Here is a 12,730-nt window from a genome sequence, read left to right as displayed (position 1 = left end):
ACCACGGCAATTACAGTCTTGAAAAACACAAACCCCGCCGAAGCGGGGTTTGTTTTGTTATGCGCCAACACAACACTCCGTGGGAGCGGGCTTGCTCGCGATGCAGACGCTGCAATCTTCCAGCTAAACCGCGTCGATGCAATCGCGAGCAAGCCCGCTCCCACAGGTTGTGTGTCTTACCACATCAGGTCATCAGGGATCTGATACGCCGCGTACGGATCGTCTTCTTCCGGGGTTTTCGGCTCAACCAGGATGTTCAGCTGCACGACCCGGCGCGGGTCGCGCTCCTGGATCTTCAACGCCGCCTCACGGGGGATGACTTCATAGCCGCCCTGGTGCTGCACGATCGCCAGCGAGCCATTGGCCAGCTTGTTGCGCATCAGGGTGTTCACCGACAGGCGCTTGACCTTCTTGTCGTCAACGAAGTTGTAGTAGTCCTCGGTGTTCAACTTGGGCAAGCGCGACACTTCGATCAATTGCTTGATCTGGGCGGCACGGGCCTTTTGCTCGACCTTTTCCTGCTGCTGGCGGTTCAGTTCCTGGTCGCGCTTGACCTTCTCGGCCTTGGCCTCGGCAGCCAGACGCTGCTGCGTGTCGTCCAGTTCGATCTGGCCCTTGTGGGCCAGGCGCTGCTGCTTCTGTTTTTCTTTGCCGGCCTGCTTGGCCTGCTTCTCGTTAACCAGTCCGGCTTTGAGCAACTGGTCGCGTAGGGAAATGCTCATCTACTTACTCACTTAGGCAAACTCAGCCGCAGCTGGGCAAATTCTTTTCCTGGCGCTTGGCTTCGCCCCACAGGGCGTCCAGGTCTTCAAGGGTGCAACTTTCAATGGGACGCAGGGTATCGCGCAATGCCTGCTCGATAAACCGGAAACGTCGATCAAATTTTGTATTGGCACCACGCAAGGCGGTTTCCGGGTCCACTTTAAGATGACGGGCCAGGTTGACCACGGAAAATAGCAGGTCGCCTATTTCCTCATGAATGGCCGACGAATCGTTGTCAGCCATAGCCTCCAGCACTTCGTCCAACTCCTCTCGTACCTTGTCCAGCACCGGCAAGGCTGCTGGCCAGTCAAAACCGACCTGGGCGGCGCGCTTTTGCAGCTTGGCGGCACGGGACAACGCCGGCAGGGCTACTGGCACATCATCCAGCAAGGACAACTGCTCGGGGGCTGCAGATTTTTCTGCGCGCTCCTCGGCCTTGATCTCATCCCAGCGTACCTTGACCTGTTCTTCGCTCAGGCGCGGCACATCCAGGGGCGCATACAGGTCGCCCGTTGGAAACACATGGGGGTGACGGCGGATCAGCTTGCGGGTGATGCTGTCGATCACTCCGGCAAATTCGAAACGGCCTTCTTCGCGGGCCAGCTGGCTGTAATACACCACCTGGAACAGCAAATCGCCAAGTTCACCCTGCAGGTGCTCGAAGTCGCCCTGCTCGATCGCGTCAGCTACCTCGTAGGCTTCTTCAAGGGTGTAGGGCACGAGGGTGGCATAGGTTTGCTTGATATCCCACGGGCAGCCATATTGCGGATCGCGCAGGCGGGCCATAAGGTGAAGCAGGTCGTCGAGGTTGTACATCTGTAATCCTTTGGCACACGCTAACCACACCCTGTGGGAGCGGGCTTGCTCGCGATGTGAACACCCCCGACTCACCGAGGTGATGCAATCGCGAGCAAGCCCGCTCCCACAAAGGATCAGCGCGGCTCGCTGCGCCCGATCCGGCGGGTTTCGATGATATTCGGCAGTTGCGAGATACGCCCCAGCAAGCGCCCCAGCGCGTCCAGCCCCGGAATCTCGATGGTCAAGGTCATCAACGCCGTGTTGTTTTCCTTGTTCGAGCGGGTATTGACCGCCAGCACGTTGATCCGCTCGTTGAGCAGCACCTGGGAAACGTCACGCAGCAAACCGGAACGGTCATAGGCGCGGATCTCGATATCCACTGGATACGTCGAAACCGGGATCGGCCCCCAGTTGACCTGGATCATCCGCTCCGGCTCACGACTGCCCAGTTGCAGCACCGAGGCACAATCCTGGCGGTGGATGCTCACACCGCGACCCTGGGTGATGTAACCGACGATCGCATCCCCCGGCAACGGCTGGCAGCAGCCGGCCATCTGGGTCAGCAGGTTGCCGACGCCTTCGATCTGGATATCGCCGCGCTTGCCCGGCTTGTAGCCCGTGGCTTTGCGCGGGATCAGCTCCATCTGCTCGCTGCCGCGCTCCGGCTCGACCTGTTGCTGGGCCAGGTTGATCAACTGCGCCAGGCGCAAGTCGCCCGCGCCTAGCGCCGCGTACATGTCCTCGGCGGTGCGCATGTTGGCCTTGTCGGCGAGCTTCTCGTAGTCCACCGCCGGCAGGCCCAAACGGCCCAGCTCGCGCTCGAGCATGGTCTTGCCGGCCGCGACGTTCTGGTCACGGGCCTGCAGCTTGAACCAGTGGACGATCTTGGCCCGCGCCCGCGAGGTGGTGACATAGCCCAGGTTCGGGTTCAGCCAGTCGCGGCTCGGCGTACCGTGCTTGCTGGTGATGATCTCGACCTGTTCACCGGTCTGCAGGCTGTAGTTGAGCGGCACGATGCGCCCGTTGATCTTGGCACCTCGGCAGTTGTGGCCGATTTCGGTGTGCACCCGGTAGGCAAAGTCCAGCGGCGTCGCGCCCTTGGGCAGGTCGATGGCATGCCCGTCCGGGGTAAAGATATACACCCGGTCCGGCTCGATATCGACCCGCAGCTGATCGGCCAGCCCACCGATATCGCCCAGCTCTTCGTGCCATTCCAGCACCTGGCGCAGCCACGAGATTTTCTCTTCGTACTGGTTGGACCCGGCCTTGACGTCGGTGCCCTTGTAGCGCCAGTGCGCGCAAACCCCCAGCTCGGCCTCTTCGTGCATGGCGTGGGTGCGGATCTGCACTTCCAGCACCTTGCCCTCAGGCCCGATCACGGCAGTGTGCAGCGAGCGGTAGCCGTTCTCCTTCGGGTTGGCGATATAGTCGTCGAATTCTTTGGGGATGTGCCGCCACAGGGTATGAACGATGCCCAGCGCGGTGTAGCAATCGCGCATCTCCGGCACCAGCACCCGCACCGCACGCACGTCATAGATCTGGCTGAAGGCCAGGCCCTTGCGCTGCATTTTGCGCCAGATCGAGTAGATATGCTTGGCCCGGCCGCTGATGTCGGCGTCGGTCACCCCGGTGGCTTCCAGCTCGGTACGCAGCTGGTTCATCACATCGCTGATAAAGCGCTCGCGGTCGAGGCGGCGCTCATGCAGCAAGGTGGCAATTTGTTTGTACTGCTCGGGTTCCAGGTAACGGAAGGACAAATCCTCCAGTTCCCACTTGATATGGCCGATGCCCAGGCGGTGCGCCAGTGGCGCATAAATATCGAACACCTCGCGGGCGACGCGGTTGCGCTTTTCGTCCGGGGCGTTTTTGACAGCGCGAATCGCGCAGGTACGTTCAGCCAGCTTGATCAGTGCCACGCGAACGTCATCAACCATCGCCACCAGCATCTTGCGCAGGTTTTCGACCTGGCCCTGGGAGCCCAGTACCATTGACTGACGCGGGCTGAGGCTGGCACTGATGGCCGCCATGCGCAGTACACCGTCAATCAGCTTGGCCACTACCGGACCGAAGCGCTGGCTGACCGCCGGGAGCTGAATCTGGCCTTCACGCACGCCGCGATACAAAATTGCCGCTACCAGGGAGTCCTGATCCAGTTTCAGATCGGCCAGGATCTCGGCAATTTCCAACCCGGTACGAAAGCTCGATGTGCCTTCGGTCCACAGGTTTTTCGCGGCATTGGCTTGCTGCTCGGCCTCGCGTGCAAACTCGCACGCTTCTTTCAAGGCTTCACGGTCCAGCGCCACATCGACACTCACCGCATGATCGAGCCATGCCTCGAGGTTGAGACTGCCGTCGGTGTTGATCGGCTGGTGTGCTCTGACCTGTACCATCTTGCTTACCTTCCCTACAGCGCACGTCTGGTGCGCCGAAATCACAGGCCCTAATCCCAACCCGCGCTACAGGGCATCACTGCGCGGGTTGCGGGCCCGTTGAAATAGACAGACATCCTAGTCTGCTTCAAATAACGCCATCGCCTCGACATGAGCTGTTTGCGGGAACATGTCGAGGATTGCGGCACGTTTTAACCGGTAACCCTGTTTCATCAATTCAACCGTGTCGCGTGCCAGCGTGGCCGGGTTGCACGACACATACACCAAACGTTTGGCGCCCAGGCCAGAAAGCTTGCGTACCACCTCATAGGCGCCGTCGCGGGGCGGGTCTAGCAGCACCGCACTGAACCCCTTCTTGGCCCAGTCAGCATTCACCAGCGGCTGCGACAGGTCGGCCTGAAAAAACACTGCATTATGCAGGCTGTTACTGACCGCGTTTTGCGCTGCGCGTTCGACCATGGTCGCAACACCTTCTACAGCCACCACTTCGCGCACCTGTTTGGCCAGTGGTAATGCGAAGTTACCCAGCCCACAGAACAAGTCAAGAATCCGTTCGTCAGCTTGTGGTGCAAGCCACTTTATGGCCTGGGCCACCATTGCTTCATTGACGCCGGCATTGACCTGGACAAAGTCCCCGGGACGATACGCCAGCTCCAGGTCCCACTGTTCCAGACGATAACCCAGCGCCCGGGTCAGATCGACCGGTTGCGGCCCGTCTTCACCCTGCAGCCACAATTGGGCGTTATGGGTGATGCAAAAATTCTGCAATACGCTCATGTCGGCATCACTGAGCGGCGCCATGTGCCGCAACAGCACGGCAATCGCCGAGCCGCTGAACAACTCCACATGGCCCAGGGCCTTGGGGTTGCCCAGTTGACGCAACATGGCAGGCAGCCCCGTCATGATAGGTTGCAAGGCCTGTACCAGAACCAAACAGTGATCAATGGCGACGATATCCTGGCTACCTGCAGCCCGAAAACCCACTTCCAGATGCTTGGCCCGCGCATCCCAACGCACCGCGATGCGCGCCCGGCGACGATAGCCGAACTCGGGGCCGGTCAAAGGTGCTGCCCACTCTTGAGGTTCGACACCGGCCACGCGGGACAGTTGCTCGGCCAACATGCGCTGTTTCAGTGCAAGCTGCTCTTCATGGGGCAAATGCTGCACGCTGCAACCGCCGCACTTGCTGGCATGGACACAGGGTGCCTCGCGACGGATTTCGCTGGCCTTGAACACCCGTTCGGTACGCGCTTCAACGATTTTACCGTGGGCGCCCAGCACCCGTGCTTCAACGTCTTCACCCGCCAACGCACCCGCGACAAACCAGGTACGCCCTTCAATAAACGCAATACCGCGGCCATCGTTGGCCAGGCGCTCGATATTCAAACGCTGTTTCTTGCCCGTGGGCACTTGCGCAGCCTTGGTGCCGCCAGCAGGCTGGAAGCGCAGGCCTCTCTCTTGCTTGGCCATCAGTTGGGCGCGTCGTAGATGCCGGTCGACAAGTAACGGTCGCCCCGGTCACAAATGATCGCGACCATCACCGCGTTTTCGACTTCCTGGTTCAGGCGCAGCATTGCCGCCACCGCTCCGCCCGAGGACACGCCACAGAAAATGCCTTCTTCGCGGGCCAGGCGACGGGTGACGTCTTCGGCTTCGCGCTGGGCCATGTCGACGATGCGATCAACGCGGTCGGCCTGATAGATTTTTGGCAGGTATTCGGTCGGCCAGCGACGGATACCCGGGATGGCAGCGCCTTCCATCGGCTGCAAACCGACGATTTGAACCCCTGGATTTTGCTCCTTGAGGTAGCGCGACACGCCCATGATGGTGCCAGTGGTGCCCATCGAACTGATGAAGTGGGTGATGGTACCGTTGGTCTGGCGCCAGATTTCAGGGCCGGTGCCGGTGTAGTGCGCCTCGGGGTTGTCACCGTTGGCGAACTGGTCGAGCACTTTACCCAGGCCCTTGGCCTGCATCTGGTCGGCCAGGTCGCGGGCACCTTCCATGCCCTCTTCCTGGCTGACCAGGATCAGCTCGGCACCATAGGCGGTCATGGCCGCCTTGCGCTCGGCGCTGGAGTTGTCGGGCATGATCAGGATCATCTTGTAGCCCTTGATCGCCGCCGCCATCGCCAGGGCAATACCGGTATTGCCCGAAGTGGCTTCGATCAGGGTATCGCCGGGCTGGATCTGGCCGCGCGCTTCGGCGCGGGCAATCATCGACAGAGCCGGACGGTCCTTGACCGAGCCTGCAGGGTTATTCCCTTCGAGCTTGAGCAACAAGGTGTTGGAGGTGTTCCCGGCCAGGCGCTGCAAGCGCACCAGTGGGGTGTTGCCGACGCAATCGGCGATAGTTGGGTACTGCAATGTCATGGCGTATTCGCAATCCAGACCGCGGGGCCGCACATCATACCGACAAACGCCCGGAGCCCATATCACGCAAAGTGTGGTGCTTATGGTTAAAGGCTATAAGCGCCGCAAGCCCTTCACAATAATTCCTGTGGGAGCCGGGCTTGCCCGCGATGCTGACACCGCGCTCTGTCAGTTAAAACGGGCTGATACCCTCGCGGGCAAGCCCGCTCCCACAGGGATGTATGCATACCGGCGGCCAGAGCGTTTACACCACATGCCCTGCCGGCAAACGAACATGCACCCGCAACCCGCTCCCATGATTCTCGGCCCACAAACTGCCGCCCTGCAGGCGCAGGGCATTGCGCGCAATGCTCAGGCCCAGGCCGAAGCCGCCATCCCCCGGCCGTGAACCGTCGAGCCGGGTAAAGGGCGCAAAAATCCGCTCCAGTTCTTCAGGCGCCACCCCGCCGCCCTGATCGTCGAGCCACAGATGCCACATGTCGCCTTCGCGCTGGCCGCTGAGGCTGACGATGCCGTCTGGCGGCGAATGGCGGATGGCGTTGCGCAGGATGTTCTCCAGCGCCTGGGCCAGGCTGTTGAGGTGCCCGCGCACCCAGCACTGCTCATCCACCCGGCAAGGCAGGCGCGATTGCGGCCAGCCGCTTTCAAAACGGGCATTTTCGGTGAGCATTTCCCACAACGCCTGTACCTGGATGTCTTCCACCGGCAGCGGCCCGCGCTCGGCGTCCAGCCAGGCCAGTTGCAGGGTGTCCTCGACCAGCCGCTGCATGCCGTCCACTTCGCGACTCAAACGCTCGCGCAAGGCCTCAACCCCCTGCTCGCTGTCACAGGCCACCCGCAAACGGCTCAAGGGCGTGCGCAGCTCATGGGACAGGTCACGGAGCAATTGCTGCTGTTGCGACACCGTGCTCTGCAAACGCTCGGACATTTGATCGAACGCCCGCGCCAGCTCGCCCAGTTCGTCCTGACGGCTGGTGGTCTGGCTCGACAGCCTTGCCCCCAACTGGTCAGCCCGCCAGGCGTTGGCCTGCTCGCGCAGATGGTTGAGCGGCACGATCAGCACGCGGTACAGGCCCACGCACAGCAGCAGCGTAAGCAAACCCGGAATCACACCATTGGTCACAATCCGCCAGACCACCTGGGAGCGGCCGGGCATAAAGCGCTGCGGTAACTCGATAACCAGGCTGCCCAAGGACGGGTCCCGGGGAAAGGGCACCTTGATCCACGGCCGTGCCGTTTTCATATGGCTGATGGGCCAGTCCAGGCCGCGCAAAAAGGTCAGGCGCTCGCTTTCTCGCTCGCTCAGCGGGTAGCTGCTCAGCGATTGCAGGTCCTGGCCAATCACCCCGACCCAGCCAGGCTCCCGGCGCCCCATGCCCTGCAACCACTGGTCGACGCCGGTTTGCTGGCCAGTCTCCCAGGCGCGCTCGGCCTCACCGGCATAGCGCACCAGGGTGCCGTGGGCCTGCTCGGACAAAAAACCGGTGCGTTTGTCCATGTAGCGGCCCCAGGACCAGCTGAGCCAGATCATCAGCAAGCAGAACACCACCAGCAAACAGGCCAGCTTCCAGAACACCGAGTTTTTGCCGGGCACCTTACAGGGCATCACTGGCGCTCAGCACATAGCCCTTGCCCCACACCGTGCGCACTTCGCGCTGGTGGTAGCCGATGGTCTTGAGTTTGCGCCGGATCTGGCTGATATGCATGTCCAGGCTACGGTCGTGGGCGGCATAGCCGCGTTGCAACACCTGCTGATAGAGGAACGCCTTGCTCAGTACTTCGTCGGCATTGCGCTGCAAGGTGTCGAGCAAGCGGAACTCGCTGCGGGTCAACCCGGCCCATTGCTCGCCACAGCGCACGTCACTGGCCTGTTCATCGAACCACAGGCCATGTTCAGGGGCTGGCGGCTGCGCCACACCGGGCATGCGGTCCAGGGCCACGCGCCGCAGGATGGCCTGGATGCGCACCCGCAGCTCGGCCATGCTGAACGGCTTGGGCAGGTAGTCGTCGGCGCCCAGCTGGAACCCGCTGATGCGGTCGGCCTCGGCGCCCAGCGCAGACATCAGGATCACCGGCAAGGCGTGGGTCTGGCGCAGTTGCGTAAGCACCTGCAACCCATTCATGCCGGGCAGCAGGATATCCATCAGCACCACGTCAAAATGCTCCTGCCGGGCGCGGGCCAGACCCTCCTGGCCGTTCTGGCACCAGATAACGTCAAACCCGCAGCGCCCCAACTGCTCGTGCAGGTAGGCACCCAGAACGGGGTCGTCTTCAATGGTCAGAAGGCGCGAAGGGCTAACAGCTACGGGATTCATTAGCGTCTGCAAGTAATTCTCAATCGGCGATTATTCAAGATTGAGCCACTGCGGGCAACCGGCATGGTCTTTACCCGGCCTGAAAATCAGAAACTGATGGCAAATTTTCAAAGATTTGCCGGTCACCATATGGCTACACTGCCACCTGGGCCGGGCGGGATGCCCGGGCCATTCTTAAAAATGCAGGGCTGGAGAGTTGCGTGCTTAAAAACCTCGGTATCAAAGGCCGCGTATTGCTGCTGACGCTTTTACCCGTCAGCCTGATGGCAACGGTGCTGGGCGGCTATTTCACCTGGTTGCAACAGTCCGAACTGCAATCGCAGTTGCTGCAGCGCGGCGAAATGATCGCCGAGCAGCTCGCGCCGCTGGTGGCCCCGGCGATGGGCCGGCACGACACCGCCCTGCTGTCCCGCATCGCCACCGAATCCCTTGAGCAGCAGGACGTGCGCGCCGTGGCGTTCCTCAACGCCAACCACGAACCCCTCGCCCATGCCGGGCCGATCATGCTCAACCGGGCCCCGCTGGGCAGCAGCACCCAACTGCAACAGCGTACCGACAACGATGCCACGCGTTACTTGTTGCCGGTGTTCGGCCGCCACCGCAACCTGGCCGGGGATGTGATCCCCAACGAAGCCCATCGCCTGCTGGGCTGGGTCGAGCTGGAGCTGTCGCACAACGGCATGTTGCTGCGCAGCTATCGCAACCTGTTTGCCAGCCTGCTGTTGATCGCCACCGGGCTGGTGCTGACCACCCTGCTGGCCTTGCGCATGAGCCGCACCATCAACGCACCGCTGGGCCAGATCAAGCAAGCCGTGGCCCAGCTCAAGGACGGCCACCTGGAAACCCGTCTGCCGCCCTTGGGCAGCCACGAGCTGGACGAACTGGCCTCGGGCATCAATCGCATGGCCGAAACCCTGCACAATGCCCAGGAAGAACTGCAACACAGTGTCGACCAGGCCACCGAAGACGTACGCCAGAACCTCGAAACCATCGAAATCCAGAACCTGGAACTTGACCTGGCCCGCAAGGAAGCACTGGAGGCCAGCCGCATCAAGTCCGAATTCCTGGCCAACATGAGCCACGAAATCCGCACGCCGCTCAATGGCATCCTCGGCTTTACCCACCTGCTGCAAAAAAGTGAGCTGACGCCGCGCCAGTTCGACTACCTCAATACCATCGAAAAATCAGCTGACAGCTTGCTGGGCATCATCAACGAGATTCTCGACTTTTCAAAAATCGAAGCCGGCAAGCTGGTGCTGGACAACATTCCGTTCAATTTGCGCGACCTGCTGCAGGACACCCTGACCATTCTCGCGCCCTCGGCCCACGACAAAGGCCTGGAACTGGTCAGCCTGGTCTATCGCGACACGCCGCTGTCGCTGGTGGGTGACCCGCTGCGGCTCAAGCAAATCCTCACCAACCTGGTCAACAACGCCATCAAGTTCACCCGTGAAGGCACCATTGCCGTGCGCGCCATGCTCGAAGACCAGGACGAAAACGAAACCGATGGCAGCGTGCAATTGCGCATCAGCGTGCAAGACACCGGCATCGGCCTCACCGCCCAGGACATCCGCGCCCTGTTCCAGGCCTTCAGCCAGGCCGACAACTCGCTGTCCCGCCAGCCCGGCGGCACCGGGCTGGGGCTGGTGATTTCCAAGCGCCTGGTGGAACAGATGGGCGGCGAAATCGGCGTAGAAAGCACCCCCGGCGAAGGTTCGGTGTTCTGGATCAGCGTCAAGCTGCCCAAGGCCCGCGATGATGTCGAAGACTTGCCCGGCGCCCCGCTGCTGGGCCGGCGTGTTGCCATCCTGGAAAAACACGACCTGGCCCGCCAGGCCCTGCACCACCAGCTGGAAGACTGCGGCCTGGAAGTCACGCCCTGCACCACCCTGGAAAACCTCACCAACTGCGTCACCGGCGCCCACCAGACCGCGCAGGCGATTGACCTGGCGGTGCTCGGGGTGACGGCCAACGACATGCCTCCCGAGCGCCTCAACCAGCATATCTGGGACCTTGAGCACCTGGGCTGCAAGGTGCTGGTGCTATGCCCAACCACCGAGCAGGGGCTGTTCAATCCTGTGGTGACCAACCCGCACAGCCAACTGCTGGCCAAGCCCGCCTGCACCCGTAAATTGCGCCGCGCCCTGGCCGACCTGATCAACCCGCGCCAGCCCCGCAGCGAGCCTGGCGAACCGCTGGCCAGCCGTGCGCCGCGCATCCTGTGCGTGGATGACAACCCGGCCAACCTGCTGTTGGTGCAAACCCTGCTGGAAGGCATGGGGGCCAAAGTGGCAGCAGCGGACAGCGGTTATGCCGCCCTTGATGCGGTCAAGACACAAGACTTCGACCTGGTGCTGATGGATGTGCAAATGCCCGGCATGGACGGGCGTGAAACCACGGAGGTGTTACGCCAATGGGAAAGCGAGCGCCAATGCACGCCGCTGCCGGTGGTCGCACTGACGGCCCACGCTATGGCCAACGAAAAACGCGCCCTGCTGCAAAGCGGCATGGATGACTACCTGACCAAACCCATCAGTGAACGCCAATTGGCCCAGGTGGTGTTGAAGTGGACAGGGCTGGCCTTGCGCAATCAGACCAGCGACAACCCTCACGAACCGCAGCGCCATAACGCGCAATTGCCGGTTCTGGATCACGAAGAAGGCCTGCGCCTGGCCGCAGGCAAGGCCGACCTGGCCATCGACATGTTGGCCATGCTGCTGGCCTCGCTGGAAGCCGACCGCGACGCCATTCGCCAGGCGCGCGACGCCAAGGACAACAACGCGCTGATCGAACGCGTCCACCGCCTGCACGGCGCCACGCGTTACTGCGGCGTGCCGCAACTGCGCGCGGCCTGCCAGCGTAGCGAGACCCTGCTCAAGCAAACCAGCCCCAACGCTGCTACCGCCCTGGACGAGCTGGATCTAGCCATCACACGCCTGGCCAAAGAAGCACGCAGTACCGCATAGCAACATCATTGTGTGGGAGCGGGCTTGCTCGCGAGGGCATCGCCCCGGTTTACCCGGCACACCGCGCCGCCTGAATCGCGGGCAAGCCCGCTCCCACACATGCCGACTTGTGGTTACACACTAAGGAAGACCCCATGCGCACGATTCTTTTCAGCAGCCAGACCTACGACCGCGACAGCTTTACCGCGGCCGCACAAGACGACGGCAACGAGCTGCACTTCCAGCCAGCGCGCCTGACCCTGGACACCGCGGCGCTGGCCCATGACTACGAAGTGGTCTGCCCGTTTATCAATGACGACCTCAGTGCCCCCGTGCTGGAGCAACTGGCCGCTGGCCGTACCCGCCTGATCGCCTTGCGCTCGGCCGGCTACAACCATGTCGACCTGCCCGCCGCCAAGCGCCTGGGCCTGAGTGTGGTGCGCGTACCCGCCTACTCACCCCATGCCGTGGCCGAACATGCCGTGGCCCTGATCCTGGCCCTCAACCGTCGCCTGCACCGCGCCTATAACCGCACCCGCGAAGGCGACTTCACCCTGCACGGGCTGACCGGTTTCGACCTGGTGGGCAAAACCGTAGGCGTGGTGGGCACCGGCCAGATCGGCGCCACGTTCGGCAAGATCATGGCCGGTTTCGGCTGCAAGCTGCTGTGTTTTGATCCCTACCCCAACGCCGAACTGCTGGCACTGGGCGCGCAATACGTCACCCTGCCCGAGCTGCTGGCCGGTTCGCACATCATCTCCCTGCATTGCCCACTGACCGCAGACAACAAGCACCTGATCAACGCCACCAGCCTGGCCACCCTCAAACATGGCGCCATGCTGATCAACACCGGGCGCGGCGCACTGGTCAACACCCCGGCCCTGATCGAGGCACTCAAGAGCGGCCAGTTGGGCTATCTGGGGCTGGATGTGTACGAGGAAGAGGCCCAGCTGTTCTTCGAGGACCGCTCCGACCTGCCCTTGCAGGATGACGTACTGGCGCGGCTGCTGACTTTCCCCAATGTGATCATTACCGCCCATCAGGCGTTTCTGACCCGCGAGGCGTTGAATGCGATTGCAGCTACCACGCTGAGCAATATCGCGGCCTGGAAAAACGGCTCGGCGCAAAACCTGATCGAAGGTTGAGTC

General features: G+C 62.1%; 9 protein-coding genes. 2 read left to right on the top strand and 7 right to left on the bottom strand.

The window, feature by feature from the left end; translation table 11 throughout:
• Window positions 1-176: 176 nt before the first annotated feature.
• From BFC21_RS24770 to BFC21_RS24740, 7 genes are all read right to left on the bottom strand, one after another.
• Window positions 177-722, bottom strand: coding sequence for a DUF2058 domain-containing protein (locus BFC21_RS24770; RefSeq protein ID WP_088379211.1), 546 nt, complete (start codon window positions 720-722; stop codon window positions 177-179).
• Between the two features lie 22 nt (window positions 723-744).
• Entirely contained in the window at window positions 745-1,578 is an 834-nt protein-coding gene (mazG, locus tag BFC21_RS24765) for a nucleoside triphosphate pyrophosphohydrolase (protein ID WP_106117059.1), read from the bottom strand.
• 116 nt (window positions 1,579-1,694) lie between these two features.
• Window positions 1,695-3,950 carry a GTP diphosphokinase gene (gene relA, locus BFC21_RS24760; protein WP_016779853.1) on the bottom strand — a complete coding sequence of 752 codons (2,256 nt, stop codon included), beginning with the start codon at window positions 3,948-3,950 and terminating at the stop codon, window positions 1,695-1,697.
• Window positions 3,951-4,067: 117 nt separating this feature from the next.
• Window positions 4,068-5,420: a 23S rRNA (uracil(1939)-C(5))-methyltransferase RlmD gene (gene rlmD, locus BFC21_RS24755; protein ID WP_088379210.1), complete on the bottom strand. Its 1,353-nt coding sequence runs from the start codon at window positions 5,418-5,420 to the stop codon at window positions 4,068-4,070.
• The gene (gene cysM, locus BFC21_RS24750; RefSeq protein WP_016779851.1) at window positions 5,420-6,322 is read right to left on the bottom strand and encodes a cysteine synthase CysM; all 903 of its coding nucleotides are present in this window, start codon (window positions 6,320-6,322) and stop codon (window positions 5,420-5,422) included. The genes rlmD and cysM overlap by 1 nt, the downstream gene beginning before the upstream one ends.
• A 244-nt stretch (window positions 6,323-6,566) precedes the next feature.
• The gene (locus tag BFC21_RS24745) at window positions 6,567-7,928 is read right to left on the bottom strand and encodes a sensor histidine kinase (protein WP_095005265.1); all 1,362 of its coding nucleotides are present in this window, start codon (window positions 7,926-7,928) and stop codon (window positions 6,567-6,569) included.
• A complete protein-coding gene (locus tag BFC21_RS24740; RefSeq protein ID WP_088379209.1) occupies window positions 7,918-8,637 on the bottom strand; it encodes a response regulator transcription factor in 720 nt (239 codons plus the stop codon). Before BFC21_RS24740 ends, BFC21_RS24745 begins: the two co-directional genes overlap by 11 nt.
• Window positions 8,638-8,837: 200 nt before the next feature.
• On the opposite strand from BFC21_RS24740, the gene BFC21_RS24735 reads away from it, so the two are divergent.
• On the top strand, window positions 8,838-11,603 hold the full coding sequence (locus tag BFC21_RS24735; RefSeq protein WP_088379208.1) for a response regulator: 2,766 nt from the start codon (window positions 8,838-8,840) through the stop codon (window positions 11,601-11,603).
• Between the two features lie 134 nt (window positions 11,604-11,737).
• Window positions 11,738-12,727, top strand: coding sequence for a 2-hydroxyacid dehydrogenase (locus tag BFC21_RS24730; protein WP_095005264.1), 990 nt, complete (start codon window positions 11,738-11,740; stop codon window positions 12,725-12,727).
• The last annotated feature ends 3 nt before the right edge of the window (window positions 12,728-12,730 follow it).

The sequence above is a fragment of the Pseudomonas sp. TMW 2.1634 genome (assembly GCF_001703595.1).
Taxonomy (GTDB): Bacteria; Pseudomonadota; Gammaproteobacteria; order Pseudomonadales; family Pseudomonadaceae; genus Aquipseudomonas; species Aquipseudomonas fragi.
The sequence above is the reverse complement of the archived record's forward strand: the minus strand, read 5'-3'. Positions and strand labels throughout refer to the sequence as shown.

Coding starts and splice junctions, on each gene's coding strand:
- cysM (WP_016779851.1), bottom strand. CDS start 6,322: ATGACATTGCAGTACCCAACTATCGCCGATTGCGTCGGCAACACCCCA.
- rlmD (WP_088379210.1), bottom strand. CDS start 5,420: ATGGCCAAGCAAGAGAGAGGCCTGCGCTTCCAGCCTGCTGGCGGCACC.
- BFC21_RS24730 (WP_095005264.1), top strand. CDS start 11,738: ATGCGCACGATTCTTTTCAGCAGCCAGACCTACGACCGCGACAGCTTT.
- BFC21_RS24745 (WP_095005265.1), bottom strand. CDS start 7,928: ATGCCCTGTAAGGTGCCCGGCAAAAACTCGGTGTTCTGGAAGCTGGCC.
- mazG (WP_106117059.1), bottom strand. CDS start 1,578: ATGTACAACCTCGACGACCTGCTTCACCTTATGGCCCGCCTGCGCGAT.
- BFC21_RS24770 (WP_088379211.1), bottom strand. CDS start 722: ATGAGCATTTCCCTACGCGACCAGTTGCTCAAAGCCGGACTGGTTAAC.
- BFC21_RS24740 (WP_088379209.1), bottom strand. CDS start 8,637: ATGAATCCCGTAGCTGTTAGCCCTTCGCGCCTTCTGACCATTGAAGAC.
- relA (WP_016779853.1), bottom strand. CDS start 3,950: ATGGTACAGGTCAGAGCACACCAGCCGATCAACACCGACGGCAGTCTC.